Below are 17133 nucleotides of genomic sequence, written 5' to 3'. Positions count from 1 at the left end.
AGATCAAACAGATCGCATCTCGGCTCCTCCCGTTTATGCTTCGAAATACCTGTCTATGCATACCGCTGCTGACCTCACACCGGCACGACCGTCCGAATGCCGCCGCATTTCGTCACCGGCCGCGATTGAGGCGCAACAACCGTGCCTGCTTCCAAACAGGTTCACCGGACACTATCTGTGAGAGCAGAAATCGACTTCGATTCGAGATATGGCGAGCCCGGCGCCTACGCGCGACGTGGCGGAGATATGTAATGAACGACAAGAAGCTGCCGGATGGCGGCGTTCTCTATGACGAGATCGATGATGACGAGGATGACGCAGCGGCGCCTGATACGCCTGCCGACGCGATTGCCGCGACAATCGACTGGAACGAGGCGCTGAAGAGCGAAAGCGGCCTTAAGGGTGCCGATCTGATTGCCGAATTCGTCAAGCACCTGCCGAATACGCCGGGCGTCTACCGCATGTTCAATGAGGCCGGCGATGTGATGTATGTCGGCAAGGCACGCAGCTTGAAGAAACGCGTCGGCAATTATGCGCAAGGGAGGCTGCATTCCAACCGCCTCACCCGCATGGTGCGCGAGACGACGCATATGGAATTCGTCACGACGCGGACGGAAACCGAGGCGCTGCTTCTCGAAGCCAACCTGATCAAGCGGCTGCGCCCGCGCTTCAACGTGCTTTTGCGCGACGACAAGTCGTTTCCCTATATTCTGATCAGCGGCGATCACCGCGCTCCTGCTCTATTGAAGCATCGCGGCGCGCGGGCACGCAAAGGCCAGTATTTTGGGCCGTTCGCCTCCGCCTCCGCCGTAGGCCGCACGATCAATTCACTGCAGCGCGCGTTCCTGCTGCGCACGTGCACCGACAGCGTGTTCGAGACGCGCACGCGACCCTGTCTTCTCTATCAAATCAAACGCTGTTCCGGCCCCTGCACGCATGAAATCAGTGATGCGGGGTATGCTGATCTGGTCAAGGAAGCATCGGACTTTCTGTCGGGCCGCAGCCAGAATGTGAAGAACACGATCGCTGCTCAGATGCAGGAAGCTTCGGAAGATCTCGATTTCGAGCGTGCGGCAGTCTATCGCGACCGACTGGCGGCACTTTCGCATGTCCAGAGCCATCAGGGCATCAACCCGGCCGGCGTCGAGGAGGCGGATATCTTCGCCATCCATCACGAGGGCGGACTGACCTGCATCCAGGTCTTCTTCTTCCGCACCGGCCAGAACTGGGGTAACCGCGCCTATTTCCCCAAGGCCGATCCGCAGATGACGGCGGCCGAAGTGCTGAACGCCTTCCTTGCGCAGTTCTACGACGACAAGCCGGTCCCGAAACAGATCCTGCTTTCCGAAACGGTCGAGGAACAGGATTTGCTGGCGCTCGCCTTTTCCGAAAAGGCAGGACACAAAGTGGCGATCCTGGTCCCACAGCGGGGCGAAAAGCGCGATCTCGTCGATCACGTTCTCGCCAATGCCCGCGAAGCGCATGGCCGCAAGCAGGCCGAAACATCCTCGCAGGCGCGACTGCTCAAGGGATTGGCGGAGACATTTGCGCTACCCTATCAGCCGCGCCGCATCGAGATCTACGACAACTCGCATATCATGGGCACCAATGCCGTCGGCGGCATGGTCGTGGCGGGGCCGGAAGGTTTCGTGAAGGGCCAGTATCGCAAGTTCAACATCAAATCGACCGACATCACGCCTGGCGACGATTTCGGCATGATGAAGGAAGTGATGACGCGGCGCTTTTCCCGCCTCATCAAGGAAGAGGGGATTCCGGACCGCAGCATTTCGGCTGGCACGAATGCCGAGGCCGCAATGGAAACGACCGGCGACGATATCAATGACGCCGCCTTCCCGGCATGGCCCGACGTGATCCTGATCGACGGCGGCCAAGGGCAGATGACGGCTGTCCGCGCCATTCTCGATGAACTCGGCATTCGCGATGTCGTCACCGCCATCGGCGTCGCCAAGGGCGTCGACCGCGATGCCGGCCGCGAGCGATTCTTTGCCGATGGCAAAAGCGACTTCTCGCTGCCGCCGCGCGATCCGGTTCTCTATTTCATCCAGCGCATGCGCGACGAGGCGCATCGGTTTGCGATCGGCTCGCACCGGGCACGACGCAAGAAGGAGATGATCAAGAACCCGCTGGACGAGATTTCCGGCATCGGACCGGGCCGAAAACGCAAGCTCCTGCAGCATTTCGGCACGGCCAAGGCCGTATCACGCGCGGGCCTCAACGATCTCATGGCCGTCGAAGGGATTTCAGAGGCTGTGGCCAAGCAGGTCTATAACCATTTTCACGAAACGAGGGCCAATTGATCCCGCTTCCGAGCCTCGATCTGGCCTTTCGCAACTCTCGGCGGATCGCCTGTCACAATCGTCTGTAAAAAAGCCGCGAAACCGGTTGACGCTTGGCCTTCGACGCATCAACTAGGGAACAACACGCACGCATAGGTACGATATGGCTTCCCGCGCATACAATATCCCCAATCTTCTCACCTATGCGCGCATCGTTGCCGTGCCGGTGATCGTTCTCTGTTTTTTCGTCGAGGGGAAGCTTGAAAGCTCTGACACTGCCCGCTGGACGGCGCTGTGGCTGTTTGTCATCGCCTCGCTGACCGACTATCTCGACGGCTATCTCGCCCGCATCTGGAACCAGACGTCGAATATCGGCCGCATGCTCGATCCGATCGCCGACAAGCTGCTGGTCGCCTCGGTCCTGCTGCTGATGGCAGCGGATGGAACGATTGCCGGCTGGTCGCTCTGGGCGGCGATCACAATCCTTTGCCGTGAAATCCTCGTATCGGGCCTGCGTGAATATCTCGCCGCGCTGAAAGTCTCCGTGCCGGTCACACGGGTCGCCAAATGGAAGACGACGATCCAGATGGTATCGATCGCCTTCCTGCTCGCCGGTCCCGCCGGCGACAAGGTCGTGCCTTATATAACCGAAATGGGTATCGCGCTTCTCTGGGTTGCTGCGATCCTGACCTTCTACACCGGCTACGACTACTTCAAGGCCGGCGTGAAGCATCTGGTGGATGCGGATTAAGGACTTTGGAATGAAGGTCAATCTCATCTATTTCGCCTGGGTTCGCGAACGTATCGGCAAGACCGAGGAGGAAATCGAGCTTCCTGAAAGCGTCGTGACCGTTGGCGATTTGCTGAATCACCTGAAGGGCTTGGGTGAGGTATACGAGGCTGCACTTGAATTTCCCGATGTGATCCGCGTGGCGATCAATCAGGAACATGTCGAGCATGACGAGGCGATCGCCGGTGCCCGCGAGATCGGCATATTTCCACCGATGACCGGCGGGTGAAACGGTGAGTATCCCCTCTCCCACCATCCGCGTGCAGGCGCATGATTTCGATCTTCAGGCGGAAGTCGATGCCCTGAGCGGTGGCCGCACGGATATCGGCGCGATCGTCTCATTCGTCGGGCTCTGCCGCAGCGAGCAGGGAAAGCTTTCGGCGCTGGAACTCGAGCACTATCCCGGCATGGCGGAAATGGAGATGAAGCGGATCGCCGATCTTGCAATCGAGCGTTTTTCGCTGATGGGGGCAACCGCCATTCATCGTCACGGCCGGATCGAGCCGGGCCAGAATATCGTGCTGGTCATCGCTGCCGCGCCGCACCGGCAGGCCGCCTTTGACGGCGCCAATTTCATCATGGATTACCTCAAGACCTCGGCCCCCTTCTGGAAGAAGGAACATGCGACCGACGGCACCGCCGGAGCGTGGATCGAGGCCAAGGGCATCGATGACCAAGCGAAGAACAAGTGGGACTGAATTCCACCTCCGTCAGATCGTTATCCGCTCCCGGCGGCTGAGAACAAGAAGCAGAACCAGCCCCGAAATTACCGCCAGATCGCGCCAGAAAATCGGGCCGTAGCCGCCCCATAGCGTTTCGGCTATCCCGACCAAAGCCGCCCCGGCCGCAGATTTGATCGGGCTTGAATGTCCACCCGCAGCGGCTATCAGCACGACTTTCAGACCGAAAAGCAGGCCGGCACCGAAATCCATCGTGCCGTAATAGGATGTCGCGAGTATGCCGCAAACTGAGGCATAGAGGGCCGCCAGCGCGTAAGCTGAGACGAAGATCCACGCGGAATTGACGCCGGACAGCTCTGCCGCAAGGGCATCGTCGGACACCGCCCGCCAGCAACGGCCGAAACGGCTATGCGCAAGCGCGATATGGCCGGCGAAAACCATCACCAGCATCAGCGCCGTGTTGATCACTTGCAGCATTGTCAGCCCAACGGAAAAGTCAGAACCCTGCCAGAAGACGATGCGGCCATTCAGGAAAGGCGGCAGCCAGAGTTCGCGCGTATCGGAAGCAAGCCGCGCACCTTCCATCAGCACCATCACCAGACCGAGTGAGGCGACGATCATGGCATTCGGCGATATGGCTGAAAGCGGCCGCATGACAAACTGCCCGATCGCAGCACCTGCCCCTACCCCACTGATCAATCCAAGCACCGCACCAAGCCCCAGCGATGCAGGCAGAACAAGCCACAGCCGATCCCAGCCTATATGGGCGAAGAGAAGATAGATGTGGCCGGAAAAGGCGAAGATCGCACCGTAGGTGATGTCAGCGCGGCGGGTGACGGCAAAGGCGATCGCATAGCCGAAAGCCAGCGCCGCGTAGAGCGATGCGGTCGGCAAAGCATTGGCGATTTGCTGCAGGAAATAGGCCATCCGGCGCTCCAATACGTGAGATCGAATATAACTGGTAAAAGGCATTTTGGAAGTTATAATCGCCCATGACCTTTTCATGGACACCACATCGTTTTGCCGGGGGTGCGCTGGCGCTGGACGTCGCCAACAGCGTCATCCTGCGTTTCGACCCTGCCCGCAGCGTGGATCGATTTGCCGAACCGGCGCAACTGAATGCATTTGCGAAAGCGGCAGGCGAATTCTCCGCGGAACGCGCGCTGTTCGGCACGCCTGCTGCCCTACCGAAGCCGAACGAGGCATCGTTCATTGCCATGCGTGAGGCGATCGACGGTTATTTTCGGGCCTGCGTAAGCGAGGCAGAAACACCGCTGCTTCTCGCCTCCCTGCTGGAGGCGGTAGCCGCGATACTGCGGCTGGGAGCCAGGGGATCACTCGAGACCGAGACGGCCTATTCGGCTCTGAGGCTGTTGTCCGACACCGAAAAAAAGAGGATCAGGATCTGCGGCAATTGCGGCTGGCTGTTCATCGACCGCAGCAAGAACCGCAGCCGCATCTGGTGCGACATGACTGTGTGCGGCAACCGGGTCAAGGCTGCGCGTCACTACAATGCCAGGAAGGATCGGCTGCCATGAAGGGCACGGCGCTCGCGGCCGCTCTCGCAATCCTTGCTCTCGCCTCCTGCCAGCGAGAAACCGAAGGCAAGTTGGTCGAGCTCTCCGGACGCATTTTCGTGTTCAACTATCGCGTGGCCACAGCCAACTATCTCGTTACGCTGAAAAAGCTTCGCCCCTTGCCGGAGGGCAGCATCGTTGCGGCGGAGTTCGAAAATCCGAAGGGCGGTAATGCGCTCACGGCTCGGGAAAAGATCTTTCCGATCGACGAAAAGATCGTCATCCAGAGCCCGCATCTGCAATGCGTGCGCAAGGATCACCCCTATGCGGTGACCATTCGCATCCTGTCGGCGTCGGGAGATACGCTGCAGGAGATCGAAACGAGCATCACCTCGGATGTCGACCAGAGCGTGCTGCCCGCCAAGCCGCTCGTCGTCGGGCCCGGCTATACGCCCAATCCCGATGTCTTTCACGCGGATGGAAGCGAGGACATGTCGAGTGACAGCAGTTGCCCTAGATAACAAAAAAGCCGGTGCGTCAGCCCCGGCTTTTTTTCAATCATCAATCGTGTGGCGATTAGCCGACGATTTCGGTTTCTGCGAACCAGTAGGCGATTTCCTGAGCCGCGGTTTCCGGAGCATCCGAACCGTGAACCGAGTTTTCGCCGATCGACAGGGCGAACTGCTTGCGGATCGTGCCTTCGTCAGCGTTTGCCGGGTTGGTCGCGCCCATGATTTCGCGGTTCTTCAGGATGGCGCCTTCGCCTTCCAGAACCTGAACGATGGTCGGGCCAGAGGTCATGCCTTCAACCAGTTCGCCGAAGAACGGACGTTCCTTGTGAACTGCGTAAAAGCCTTCGGCTTCGCGCTTCGACATCCAGACGCGCTTGGACGCGATGATGCGCAGGCCGTTGTCTTCGAATACCTTGGTGATAGCGCCGGTCAGGTTGCGCTTGGTGGCGTCCGGCTTGATCATCGAGAAGGTGCGTTCAATCGCCATCTTGTCTATCCTTTGTTTCCAGGGGCACTTTGCCAGGGGAAAGTTGGCGGTGTTTACCCGCCCCAAGCGCCGGAAACAAGGGGGTCTTGGCCTTTGTCTTGGCTATTGTCATCCCGCCAAGCCGAATTTCACGCCGCCGTCACACTGCGCCCGACGCCTTCATGCAGGTCGAGGCAGCGCTCGAACCACTTCGTCACCGGGTCATCGGCAGCAAGCACATTCCCGCCGCTGGTGATCCGCATCCACTGCAGCGCGCCGAACAGGATATAATCGGCAAACAGCGGACCATCGCCACCGATAAAATCCTGATAACCGAGCATCTGACGCATCGGCTCCAGCTTTGCCGCAAAGCCTGCAACAGCAGCCTCACGCCCGGCACGCAGATCTTCCAGTGACCTGCCCAGCATCTTCTCGCGTGTCGTCCTGAAATAGGTCCGGTCGGTCTCGTCCAGCATGTCGTGGATATCGGCAACCGCAATGCCGGTGATCGCCGGATGGATAATGCTTTGCGAGAACCGCTCGACGAACCGTGAAAGCGCCTTGCCGCCCTCTCCGCCGAACAAGGTCGGCTTGTTCGGATAGTGCTCCTCCAGATAAAGCGCGATATCGAAACTGTCGCGGATCAGCTCGTTGCCGTCCCGCAGGATCGGAACCGTCCTGGAAAATCCGTTCTCCAGTTCCGGTATCTGGGTGAAGGGCGTCGGCTTCTCGATGAAATCCAGCTCCTTGTGCTTCAGCGCCAGAACCACCTTCCAGCAATGGGGAGAAAATGGACGGCTCTCGTCGGCACCGCAAAGGGAATAAAGGATACGGGTGGTCATCAAGGGGCTCCAAATCTTCCGTTCGAAACCTGATGATGATCAGGAATTCGGCTGCAATCCAATCAGAAGATTTCATGCATTGCATAAGTCCATCGTGATGCGCTTTGCTGTAGAGGGAAATTCTCGAAACGGGCCACGCGGGAGGACCATATGCAGCGCCATTTCCAGATGCTTGCCGATTACAATCGCTGGGCCAACACCCGGATCTATGATAGCTGCGACGCCCTTAACGACGCGGATTATCGTGTCGACCGCGGCGCATTTTTCGGCTCTGCGCATCGCACGCTCAACCATCTTCTCGTCGCTGACCGGATCTGGCTGAGACGCATCACGGGCGTCGGCACGGCACCAATGGAACTCAACGTCATACTGTTCGAGGATTTTGCAGAACTTCGTACCGCGCGAAAGGCCAAAGATGACCGCTTCATCGCGCTGACAAAATCCCTTTCGCCGCAGGATTTCGAGCGCGCGGTGACTTATACGCCGGTCAGCAATCCCGTTCCTGTTACCGATCCGCTCGCCGGCATGCTGGCACATGTGTTCAACCACCAGACCCACCATCGCGGGCAGATCCACACGATCCTGACCTCGCTCGGCCAGCCCTCCATCGTGCTCGACATGATTGCGTTTCTGAGGACGGATGGAAAACACTGGATGTCGTGAACTGGGCCTTAACCCTCTTTCGCACGAATCCGAGCCTCAATTGCAATCCATGGCCGTATTTCAGCGGATGTTAACGCGCTGTCGCAATCAATCGTCTTCACGCACGAACGATCAGGAGACGACGGATGCCGACCCAGGCCCGAAAAGCAGCTCAGGACAGGACATTGCAGGCGGTAAGCCAACATATGGCCCGCATCGAGGTGAACGGCCTGCCGCGCAATTACGAGCTCTTTTACGAGGCTCATTGCGGCACCGACGTCGGGCTGTCGCGCGAAGTCATGGCCCTGCCGGTATCACCTAACCAGACGGCGCTGGACGAGATCGGCATCCGCTACCAACTGCCGGGCTTTGTTGCCAGCGGCCTGCCGAAATCCCGCAATCCGGATATCCTGCTGATCGCCAGCCTGCGCGAGAAGATGGCGAGCGGCGCCGAGCAGAAGCGTGGCTTCAGCCGAGCACTGGAAGCCGTTGCAAAAAGTCTGCGCGAGGATAACGGCGCCGGCCCCGGCGATATCCTTGCCGAAATCGAATATCTCAGCGTCTCGCTTTCCGATGCCGTGGTCGCAGAAACGGAACTCGAAGCCGCCCTGCGTTCCGGCGCCAATCTTCTGACCGTTGCCGAACAGGACGCCTCCAGCGCCCGCGCCGTGATGCTGCGCGACCGGATGACCGGCCTGCCGAACCATGCCGCCTTCACAGAAAAGCTCGAAGCGCTTTATGCGGACGACAACGAGAGCCGCGATACGGCACTCTTCCTCGTCGCCGTCAGCGACATTTCCGACATTGCCGACACTTATGGCGAGGCAGCAGCCACCCGAATCGTCAAGAAAACCGCCGCTATCTTCCGCAAGACGATCAAGAAGGACGATTTTCTCGCGCGCATCGGCAAGGCAGAATTCGCCTTCCTGTTCCGCCATGTCGGCCGCGATGCGATCAAGCCGATAGCAAACCGCCTGACCGCTTCGATCAACGACAATCTCGTCTTCGCGACCTCCGAGGGCACGCCGGCGATCCGGCTTTCCATGGGAGCCTCCATGGCAACTGAGGCGTTTTCACCGCAGCAACTGCGTCAGCAGGCCGTGCTTGCGGCCGAAGCCTCACGGGCCTATCCGCGCACCAATGTGATCATTCACGGGGACACCGGCCGATCGGGCGTCTAATCTGCGATCTGATCCGGGCGATCCCTTGCGTTGACAGCGTGTTTCGGCCAAAACCGCCGCCATGATCACGATTACTGACCTTTCCGCCCGCATTGCAGGCCGTCTGCTTCTCGACAACGCCAGCGTCTCGCTCCCGGCGGGCGCCAAGGTCGGCCTGATCGGCCGCAACGGTGCGGGAAAGTCGACGCTTTTCCGCGTCATCACCGGCGATCTCATTGCCGAGAGCGGATCCGTGACGATCCCGAAGAATGCCCGGATCGGACAGGTTGCACAGGAAGCGCCTGGCACGGAAGAGTCGCTCATCTCCATCGTCATGGCTGCCGACAAGGAGCGCACGGCGCTGATGGCGGAAGCCGAAACGGCAACCGACCCGCACCGCATCGCGGAAATCCAGATGCGGCTCGTCGATATCGACGCTCACTCGGCGGAAGCGCGTGCAGCAAGCATTCTTGCCGGCCTCGGTTTTAATGCAGAAGCCCAGCTTCGTCCCGCCTCGTCATTTTCCGGCGGCTGGCGAATGCGTTTGGCGCTGGCGGCCGTGCTGTTTGCCGAGCCTGATCTGCTTCTGCTCGACGAACCAACGAACTATCTCGATCTCGAAGGCACGATGTGGCTGGAAGACTATGTGCGCCGTTACCCGCACACGGTCATCGTCATTTCACACGACCGCGATATGCTGAACAACGCGGTCAATTCGATCGTGCATCTCAACCAGCAGAAGCTGACCTTCTATCGCGGCAATTACGACCAGTTCGAGCGCCAGAAGGCCGAAGCCGACGAATTGCAGATGAAGGCGAAGGCCAAAAACGACGCCGCGCGCAAGCATCTGCAGAGTTTCATCGATCGCTTCAAGGCCAAGGCGACCAAGGCCAAGCAGGCCCAGAGCCGGGTGAAGGCGCTGGAGCGCATGGGTACGGTGGCAGCCGTGATCGAGGACCATGTCCAGCCGATCAGTTTTCCGAAGCCGGAAAAGATCCCCGCCTCGCCAATCGTTGCAATCAACAAGGGATCAGTCGGTTATGAACCCGGCAAGTCGATCCTGAAGAACATCAGCCTGCGCATCGACAATGACGACCGCATCGCGCTGCTCGGCTCCAACGGCAATGGCAAATCGACCTTCGCCAAGCTGATTTCTGGCCGCCTGCAGACAGATGGCGGCGAGATGAAACTGCCGCCGTCACTCTCTATCGGTTTCTTCGCTCAGCACCAGCTGGATGATCTGATTCCCAACGAAACGCCGGTCGATCACGTGCGCCGGCTGATGCCTCAGGCGGCGGAAGCGCAGGTACGTGCCCGCGTCGCGCAGATGGGGCTTGCAACCGAAAAGATGAATACCGCCGCCAAGGATCTGTCGGGTGGCGAAAAGGCACGCCTGCTGATGGGGCTTGCCGCTTTCCATGCGCCGAACCTTCTGATCCTCGATGAACCAACCAACCATCTCGACATCGACAGCCGCCGGGCGCTGATCGAGGCGCTGAACGATTATGACGGCGCCGTCATCCTGATTTCCCATGATCGCCACCTGATCGAGGCGACCGTCGACCGGCTGTGGCTGGTCAATGACGGCACGGTCAAGCCGTTCGAGGGCGACCTCGAAGAGTATCGTGAGCTGATCATCGCTTCAGGCCGCAAGAAGGACGACAAATCGCAGGCTGCAGCAGACGAACAGGTCAACAAGGCCGACCAGCGCAAGGCAAATGCCGAAAAGCGAGCCTCGCTTGCGCCGCTGAAGAAAAAGATCAACGAAATCGAATCCTTGACCGCCAAGCTTGAGAAGCTGATTCAGGCGCTTGATAAAGAACTTGCGGACCCTGCCCTTTATGAAAAGGCGCCGGCTAAGGCAGCTCAAAAGGCCAAGGAGCGAGGCGAGGCCGCCGCAAAGCTTTCGACCGCCGAAGAGGAATGGCTGATGCTGTCCTCGGAATATGAAGAGGCGATGGCGGGGTGACTTTCATTGCAACGTCTTTCTCGGGCCTGTCCCGAGAATCTACTCACGTTGCAGCCAGCCGAAATGACAGCAGATCCTTGGGACAAGCCCAAGGATGACGGACAGCACAAATGCCGTCAGGCCGGTTGCCACCGCCCTTCGTGATGCATAGGTAGAGGCTTCCCGAGCACACGAGGAGGCCATGATGAACCTGTTTCTCGAAACAGACGACGACCAGAACACGATCGCTTTCGTTACCGAGCAGAACAGCAAGTCGGACCGCCAGTTCAGGACACCGGAATTCGAAAACGATCGCGATGCGCTGAAAGCGATGATCGAGCGCGAGGACCGGCTGATCGTGCCGGTGCGGCGCGGCAAATGGCTGTTCGATTTCCATCGCTCGAAGGATAATCCGCTTGGGCTCTGGCGTCGGTTGCCGACAGACGTTGAGCCGCGGCACGACGCGGCCTGGGAAACTGTTTTCGATTTCGACACCTTCTGTCTGAAAGAAGGCAAGCGCTGGATCTATTCCGGCGCGATCACCTCCCCTTATGAACCCACGCGAGTCCTGCTGATCCTGTCGGATGGAGGTTCGGATCAGTTGCGGCTTCTGGAATTCGACACCGAAACCAGGACGATCGTCGAGAGTGGCTTCGACACACCGACGGCGCGGGCCCATGCAACTTGGCTGAGCCCGGACGAGATCGCCTATTTCGGGTCGGTCGACGAGTTTTCCGCCACCCGCTCCGGCTGGCCGCGGGTCGGCCGTATTCTCAAGCGCGGGGTCGACCCCAAGGATGCACCGATCCTTTTCGAAGCCGGCAAGGACGATGTCTATGGCGCGGCCAGCGTCATCGATCCGCTTTTCTGGGGCGGCAAGCCGGACGAGCGGAAGATCGAGTTCTTCACCGTTGGTCACGAAATCGGCAAGGCGAGCGTGCATATCCGCAACGCGAGTGGAGAGATAGAGCGCCTCGATCTGCCCGTCGAAAGCGACAGCGACCTCAATCACACCCATGCGATCTGGCGGGCGAAGACCGGCGAACGCTATCCGACCGGCACGCTCATCCTGCAGGATTTTCATCCTTTCGGGTCAGAGCCGCTGACAAACCCACGCGTTCTATTTTCGCCGAAAGACGGCCAGTCGGTTTCCCAGTTCACGCTGCTGAAGACCTGGGCCGTCTTCATCATCGTTGATCGTATGGTGCCGAAATTCTATCTGGTCGACCTGACCAAGCCCGATCCCAAACCCGAAGAACTGCCTCTGCCGGAAGAGCTGCAGACGGTCGGCTTCCGGATGTTCGATGCCGACCTGACGCTCGGCGAGGAAATCCTCACCGTCATCGGCCAGGGCTTTCTTCTACCCGCCAGCAGCTTCCGTCTCGACCTAACGGATCACAATGCCAAACGCGAGCTCGTCCCGACCGGAACCTCGCCCGCCTATTTCGATGCGGAGGGTATGACCTCGGAACTTCTCGAGGCAATCTCGGAAGACGGCACCCGAGTGCCCTATCACATCACCCTACCCCGCAACTGGACCAAAGGCGAACTGCCGGTACTGATGTATGGCTATGGCGGTTTCGGCGTATCGCTGTCGCCCGTCTATTCCGGCGCCTATGGCATGCTGCTCGAACAGGGCGGAACCTTCGTGCAGGCCTATATCCGCGGCGGCGGAGAGCTTGGACCGGACTGGCATAATGTCGCCAAGGGCAAGGGTCGCCACAAGGCGTTCGAGGATTTCGTCGCGGTCGCCCGCGATCTGGTCAAGCGCGGTTACACCAAGCCATCCCGCATCGCCTGCAACGGCGGCAGCAATGGTGGGCTTCTGACTGCTGTCATGGCAACGCGCTACCCGAATGATTTTGGCGCGATGTGGACCTCGGTGCCGGTGATCGACATGTCGCGTTTCCACATATTCCCGGCCGGACGCGCCTGGATGGACGAATACGGCAATCCGGACGTGGCCGACGATCTCAATGCGATGCTCACCTATTCGCCGCTGCATCAGGTGAAGCCGAAGAGCGAGATCACCTATCCACCGATCTATATCGAAAGCTCGACCAATGACGATCGGGTGCATCCTTCTCATGCGCGGCGTTTCGCCAAGCGACTGATCGATGCGGGTCACGAGCCCTTCTTCCGGGAATACGGATCGGGCGGTCACGGCGGCGCCGGCGACACGACCGAAATGGCCGAACGCCGCGCGATGGGCTACAGCTTCCTGCGCCAGACGATCATGAGGAAGTGAAACAGACGTGGGTCGATGCTGATGAACACATCGACCCACAACCTTTTACGTGCAATTATATTTTATGCAACCACTTGCATTTATATTATTGTGAAATAATAATTTCGAAGAATTTGATCAGGCTTTCGGGGGATAGCGTGTTTTTAAAGTTCTTCTCAAGCGTCACTATCAGCTCCTTTCTTTTTCTAAACTCCACTCTTCCAGCACATTCCCAATACGACGCCCAGAAATACTGGGACGGCGTCAGATCTCCACCTCTGAAATGGAGCCAAGGCTGCACCAAAGATCCGGATCTATTCGCCAGAGACAATCCCGACTATGCATCTCCGCCACTCATGGCGATCGGAGACAGCTTATATAACGGGGTCCAGTCGCTTCGGATCAACTGGTGGCTCTCCGAGTGGTCGGCGCCTTCGCTTGTCGCCATTCGACTTGGATTAATCGAGGAATCCGCAGCGGATCGAACAGGTGCCCGAGAGTTCTACGGGCCTCAATATCCCGGACAAGGAGGCTCTCCGGGCGAGGTCAAGAATTACGGCTTCAACCTGGAAAAACCTGGCATAAGCGGCCTTAGAGACCGTGCCCGGAATATTTGGGATGTGCCGAAAGAGCAGAGAGAAAGCCTCCGCGACCTTCTGGATAATTACAGCCCGCCTAACGGCCGCGCAATGGTCGACAACATCGCCTTCTCCGGGGCAAATTCGCTTGATCTTGTCTACTGGACGGCTGGCGAACACCGCTCTCTGGCGCATACGGCCCTCACCAGGATGAAGGGGCGTTTCCCCAGCGCCTTTTCGGCCCTCGGTGATGCCTACACCTATGCAAATGCCGCATTCGTGCTCAATCCCACCCGCGATCGCTGCCTTGATCAAATGACGCCGCTCGAGCAGGTGCAACTGCGCCGACCAAAACGGCTTCTGGTCAATATCGGCTCCAACAACGGTCTCTACAAGGTGGCCTTTTTGGGCAGGGCGATAGGTGAGAAGGATAGCTGCCCGGCTGCGGAACTGGAAAAGGGCGTCAGGGAAATGGCGCATTGTGTCCAGCCGATCAAAAGCTTTCTTAACGAAAGACTTCCGGCAGACATGAAGACGCTGATGAACGGGCTGCAGGGCGTCAAAAATCTCGAATACGTCTATATAAACAATCTCGCATTGCCGAGTCAGGTGGCAAACGTTCTCTTCGGCTCAAGGAAAAATGCGAACACCCCCAGGTTCACAATCCACATCCTGAACAACAAGCAAGTTCCGCGGCAATTTATCGATGACGGCGACAAGCTTGTAACAGGGGTCAATGCAGGCTTGCGGCGGGAGATCGAGACGCAGAATTCGAAGAGTTCCGGACCTCGGTTCGTTTATGTCGACCTAGCGGAAAAGCTGCGCTCCTTCGACTACAAGAAATGCGTGTTTCGGCAAGAAGGCGATTGTGACGATCGAAAGCTTGTGGTTTCAAAAAGCACGAGCGAAACCGACAGGGACTACAGCTTCGATAACAGACCTCTGCGCGCAAGTGGATCAAGCGGATATGTCAGCGGATCTGCCTTCGCGGCAAGGATAAGCCAAGGTGGCCTTTTCAGCTTCGACAACATGCATCTTTCCTCGCTCGGCTACGAGATCATGGCTTTTGCGGTAAGGGAGGCGATGCAAGGCGCCGAGGATCCGATACTTGCGCCTCTTCCGAGAGCACAGGACAGCCGGTGCAGAAAACGTAGCGATCCGGATGCGCATATAATGCAGCCCGGCGACTGCATCGGGCAGCTTTCTCTCCCGGGTTGGTCGATAGCGGATGCGACACGCCGCGATTTCATATTTCAGCGTATTGCCGGCGACGATGAAATGCGGAACCGTGAGTTTATCCGCGCACTGCTGGCGTTCATGCAGTAACGGTGCTCCGGTCAGGCCTTCTTCACCCAACGGCCTTCGGGCGATTGCTGCCAGTAGGTCAGCGCATGCCCCTCCCCCTTCAGCCGCTTCCATTCGGCGCGCGCGCCTTCGAGCTGGCTCTGGTCGTAACCGTCGAACATGAAGACGATGCGCTCGTAAGGGTCGAGCGGCGGTGGGGCGGCACCGTCCACCATGAAGCGGACGGTCGCCTGGTTGGCGTTTTCACTCGCTGTAGTCAGAAGCACCGGCTGGGCTTCAGCCATAGGCGCGGCATCCGTTCCATGCGGCAGAAAACTCTCATCGCGAAAGGTCCACAGATGCGCGTCGAGCATGTCCCGGCGCGCCTCGTCATTCGTCTGCACAACCACCTTCCAGCCGCGTTCGACACTTTTTTCGAGGAGCGCCGGCAGCGCATCCTCGAGCTTCGATTCGGTCAGGTGGTAGAAGAGAACTTCGGTCATCAGCCCTCGTAATTCGCCCGGATGAGTTCGTCCAGCAGGCGCACGCCATAACCCGATGCCCAGGACGTGTTGATCTCGGTCTGCGGCGAATTCATCGCTGTGGCGGCGATGTCGAGATGCGCCCAGGGCGTGTCGCCGACGAAACGCTTGAGGAACTGCGCTGCCGTGATCGAACCCGCGGGACGACCGCCGCTGTTCTTCATGTCGGCAAAACGGCTATCGATGATCTTGTCGTATTCCTTGGCAAGCGGCATGCGCCACAGCTTTTCGGAGGTCGTCTCTCCTGCTGCCGTCAACTGGCCTGCAAGCGTGTCATCGTTGGAGAACAGGCCAGCATGGACATTGCCGAGAGCCACGACGATCGCGCCGGTCAGGGTTGCTAGATTGACCATGAAACGCGGCTTGAAACGTTCCTTGGTGTAGAAAAGCGCGTCAGCCAGAACGAGACGGCCTTCGGCATCGGTATTGATGATCTCGATCGTCTGGCCGGACATGGAGGTGACGATGTCGCCCGGACGCTGAGCGTTGCCGTCCGGCATGTTTTCCACAAGGCCGAGAATGCCGACGGCGTTGACCTTTGCCTTGCGGGCTGCAAGCGTATGCATCAGACCGATGACGGCAGCGGCGCCGCCCATATCGCCCTTCATGTCTTCCATGCCGGCGCCCGGCTTGATGGAGATGCCGCCCGTATCGAAGACGACCCCCTTGCCAACAAAGGCAACAGGTTTGTCCTTTGCCTTGCCGCCGTTCCAGTGCATGACCGCCAGACGCGGCGGGCGGACCGAACCCTGTGCCACGCCCAGGAGCGCGCCCATGCCGAGCTTCTTCATCTCGACTTCGGTCAAAACCTCGACCTCCACACCCAGCGCCTTCAGTTCCTTGGTCTTGTCGGCGAATTCAACAGGGCCAAGTACGTTCGGCGGCAGGTTGACAAGATCACGGGCAAGCACAACGCCGCTGGCGATTGCTTCAGTTGCGGCAAATGCCTTCTTTGCAGCGGCATGCCCAGCCATGACGATCTTCACGTCGACCGTTGCCGGCTTATCGTCGTCCTTCTTCGCCGTCTTGTAGCTATCGAACGCGTAGGAACGCAGCAGCATGCCGAGAGCGAAATCGGCGGCCTGGGCTGCACTCACGTCGAGGCCCGGTACATCGAGAAATACGACGGCCTTTTTGGCGTTCTTGAGATTTGCGGCAGCGACACCACCGGCCCGCAGCCAGTCATAAGCAGTCAGCGTATCCGGCTCTCCAAGCCCGATAACCGTCAGGCGATCCGCGTCTGAGCCATGCGGTGCGATCACATCGAGTACAGTCATCGCCTTTGCGGAAAATTTGGCGATCCCGGCTGCCCGCGCTCCGACACCCTGCGGATCGACCTCGGATAGACCAGAAGCGGGCAGATCGCCGGAAAGCTTGAGCTGAATGGCCAGAGAAGCAGCCACGGAAGAAGATTTGGCAAAGGAGATATTCAGTTGAACGGACATCGGCACTCCACGTCTTTTTATACGCACATGGCCCGATCTTCACCCTTTCGGCCACGAAGGCAACCCCGGCAAGGCAAGGCTTGGCTGTCTGCGGGCGAATGTCACCCGTTTTGAAATGTCACAACAAAAAATAAAAGTCGGCTAGCCAACATTTTTGTGACGTGGCATCTGTCGCAAAGACCTCATCGATCACATAGATAGGC

16 protein-coding genes are annotated in these 17133 nt (G+C 58.9%); 11 read left to right on the top strand and 5 right to left on the bottom strand.

The features are described from left to right. Positions 1–251: 251 nt before the first annotated feature. The 4 genes from uvrC (at position 252) to MRBLMR1_RS24050 (ending at position 3785) form a co-directional block, all read left to right on the top strand. Complete coding sequence (gene uvrC / locus MRBLMR1_RS24065) at positions 252–2318, top strand: excinuclease ABC subunit UvrC (protein WP_500066676.1); 2067 nt, start codon at positions 252–254, stop codon at positions 2316–2318. A 142-nt stretch (positions 2319–2460) separates the two neighbouring features. Further along, positions 2461–3048 (top strand): CDP-diacylglycerol--glycerol-3-phosphate 3-phosphatidyltransferase, encoded by a 588-nt coding sequence (gene pgsA, locus MRBLMR1_RS24060; RefSeq protein ID WP_148145375.1) that lies wholly within the window; start codon positions 2461–2463, stop codon positions 3046–3048. Positions 3049–3058: 10 nt separating this feature from the next. Further along, the gene (moaD, locus tag MRBLMR1_RS24055; RefSeq protein ID WP_500066674.1) at positions 3059–3316 is read left to right on the top strand and encodes a molybdopterin converting factor subunit 1; all 258 of its coding nucleotides are present in this window, start codon (positions 3059–3061) and stop codon (positions 3314–3316) included. 4 nt (positions 3317–3320) lie between these two features. Next, positions 3321–3785 carry a molybdenum cofactor biosynthesis protein MoaE gene (locus MRBLMR1_RS24050; protein WP_500066672.1) on the top strand — a complete coding sequence of 155 codons (465 nt, stop codon included), beginning with the start codon at positions 3321–3323 and terminating at the stop codon, positions 3783–3785. Positions 3786–3797: 12 nt separating this feature from the next. Here MRBLMR1_RS24050 and MRBLMR1_RS24045 read toward each other — a convergent pair whose 3' ends face one another. Continuing rightward, positions 3798–4694 (bottom strand): branched-chain amino acid ABC transporter permease, encoded by an 897-nt coding sequence (locus MRBLMR1_RS24045; protein ID WP_500066670.1) that lies wholly within the window; start codon positions 4692–4694, stop codon positions 3798–3800. Positions 4695–4759: 65 nt separating this feature from the next. On the opposite strand from MRBLMR1_RS24045, the gene MRBLMR1_RS24040 reads away from it, so the two are divergent. Beyond that, on the top strand, positions 4760–5305 hold the full coding sequence (locus MRBLMR1_RS24040) for a CGNR zinc finger domain-containing protein (protein WP_500066668.1): 546 nt from the start codon (positions 4760–4762) through the stop codon (positions 5303–5305). Then, a complete protein-coding gene (locus MRBLMR1_RS24035) occupies positions 5302–5805 on the top strand; it encodes a hypothetical protein (RefSeq protein ID WP_500066666.1) in 504 nt (167 codons plus the stop codon). Before MRBLMR1_RS24040 ends, MRBLMR1_RS24035 begins: the two co-directional genes overlap by 4 nt. Before the next feature lie 55 nt (positions 5806–5860). On the opposite strand, the gene ndk is transcribed toward MRBLMR1_RS24035, so the two are convergent. Next, positions 5861–6283, bottom strand: coding sequence for a nucleoside-diphosphate kinase (ndk, locus tag MRBLMR1_RS24030; protein ID WP_112457152.1), 423 nt, complete (start codon positions 6281–6283; stop codon positions 5861–5863). Positions 6284–6411: 128 nt separating this feature from the next. Then, positions 6412–7104: a glutathione S-transferase family protein gene (locus tag MRBLMR1_RS24025; protein WP_500066664.1), complete on the bottom strand. Its 693-nt coding sequence runs from the start codon at positions 7102–7104 to the stop codon at positions 6412–6414. Positions 7105–7254: 150 nt separating this feature from the next. Here MRBLMR1_RS24025 and MRBLMR1_RS24020 point away from each other — a divergent pair, with 150 nt between their 5' ends. The 5 genes from MRBLMR1_RS24020 (at position 7255) to MRBLMR1_RS24000 (ending at position 14985) form a co-directional block, all read left to right on the top strand. After that, positions 7255–7767 carry a DinB family protein gene (locus MRBLMR1_RS24020; RefSeq protein WP_500066662.1) on the top strand — a complete coding sequence of 171 codons (513 nt, stop codon included), beginning with the start codon at positions 7255–7257 and terminating at the stop codon, positions 7765–7767. A gap of 125 nt (positions 7768–7892) precedes the next feature. Further along, complete coding sequence (locus MRBLMR1_RS24015; RefSeq protein WP_183827281.1) at positions 7893–8927, top strand: GGDEF domain-containing protein; 1035 nt, start codon at positions 7893–7895, stop codon at positions 8925–8927. A gap of 61 nt (positions 8928–8988) precedes the next feature. Then, positions 8989–10875 (top strand): ABC-F family ATP-binding cassette domain-containing protein, encoded by a 1887-nt coding sequence (locus tag MRBLMR1_RS24010; RefSeq protein ID WP_500066660.1) that lies wholly within the window; start codon positions 8989–8991, stop codon positions 10873–10875. 184 nt (positions 10876–11059) lie between these two features. Beyond that, a complete protein-coding gene (locus tag MRBLMR1_RS24005; RefSeq protein ID WP_500066658.1) occupies positions 11060–13102 on the top strand; it encodes a prolyl oligopeptidase family serine peptidase in 2043 nt (680 codons plus the stop codon). Further along, positions 13099–14985, top strand: coding sequence for a hypothetical protein (locus MRBLMR1_RS24000; protein ID WP_500066656.1), 1887 nt, complete (start codon positions 13099–13101; stop codon positions 14983–14985). The genes MRBLMR1_RS24005 and MRBLMR1_RS24000 overlap by 4 nt, the downstream gene beginning before the upstream one ends. An 11-nt stretch (positions 14986–14996) precedes the next feature. Here MRBLMR1_RS24000 and MRBLMR1_RS23995 read toward each other — a convergent pair whose 3' ends face one another. Beyond that, positions 14997–15446, bottom strand: coding sequence for a DNA polymerase III subunit chi (locus MRBLMR1_RS23995; RefSeq protein ID WP_500066654.1), 450 nt, complete (start codon positions 15444–15446; stop codon positions 14997–14999). Continuing rightward, positions 15446–16930: a leucyl aminopeptidase gene (locus MRBLMR1_RS23990; protein WP_500066653.1), complete on the bottom strand. Its 1485-nt coding sequence runs from the start codon at positions 16928–16930 to the stop codon at positions 15446–15448. The genes MRBLMR1_RS23995 and MRBLMR1_RS23990 overlap by 1 nt, the downstream gene beginning before the upstream one ends. Positions 16931–17133: the final 203 nt, after the last annotated feature.

This window comes from Neorhizobium sp. LMR1-1-1.1 (assembly GCF_040675795.1).
GTDB classification, from domain to species: domain Bacteria; phylum Pseudomonadota; class Alphaproteobacteria; order Rhizobiales; family Rhizobiaceae; genus Neorhizobium; species Neorhizobium cellulosilyticum.
This window is presented reverse-complemented; position numbering and strand designations above follow the sequence as displayed.

Coding starts and splice junctions, on each gene's coding strand:
- MRBLMR1_RS24045 (WP_500066670.1), bottom strand. CDS start 4,694: ATGGCCTATTTCCTGCAGCAAATCGCCAATGCTTTGCCGACCGCATCG.
- MRBLMR1_RS24005 (WP_500066658.1), top strand. CDS start 11,060: ATGAACCTGTTTCTCGAAACAGACGACGACCAGAACACGATCGCTTTC.
- MRBLMR1_RS24010 (WP_500066660.1), top strand. CDS start 8,989: ATGATCACGATTACTGACCTTTCCGCCCGCATTGCAGGCCGTCTGCTT.
- MRBLMR1_RS24020 (WP_500066662.1), top strand. CDS start 7,255: ATGCAGCGCCATTTCCAGATGCTTGCCGATTACAATCGCTGGGCCAAC.
- MRBLMR1_RS24040 (WP_500066668.1), top strand. CDS start 4,760: ATGACCTTTTCATGGACACCACATCGTTTTGCCGGGGGTGCGCTGGCG.
- ndk (WP_112457152.1), bottom strand. CDS start 6,283: ATGGCGATTGAACGCACCTTCTCGATGATCAAGCCGGACGCCACCAAG.
- MRBLMR1_RS24035 (WP_500066666.1), top strand. CDS start 5,302: ATGAAGGGCACGGCGCTCGCGGCCGCTCTCGCAATCCTTGCTCTCGCC.
- MRBLMR1_RS24025 (WP_500066664.1), bottom strand. CDS start 7,104: ATGACCACCCGTATCCTTTATTCCCTTTGCGGTGCCGACGAGAGCCGT.
- pgsA (WP_148145375.1), top strand. CDS start 2,461: ATGGCTTCCCGCGCATACAATATCCCCAATCTTCTCACCTATGCGCGC.
- MRBLMR1_RS24015 (WP_183827281.1), top strand. CDS start 7,893: ATGCCGACCCAGGCCCGAAAAGCAGCTCAGGACAGGACATTGCAGGCG.
- MRBLMR1_RS23995 (WP_500066654.1), bottom strand. CDS start 15,446: ATGACCGAAGTTCTCTTCTACCACCTGACCGAATCGAAGCTCGAGGAT.
- moaD (WP_500066674.1), top strand. CDS start 3,059: ATGAAGGTCAATCTCATCTATTTCGCCTGGGTTCGCGAACGTATCGGC.
- uvrC (WP_500066676.1), top strand. CDS start 252: ATGAACGACAAGAAGCTGCCGGATGGCGGCGTTCTCTATGACGAGATC.
- MRBLMR1_RS23990 (WP_500066653.1), bottom strand. CDS start 16,930: ATGTCCGTTCAACTGAATATCTCCTTTGCCAAATCTTCTTCCGTGGCT.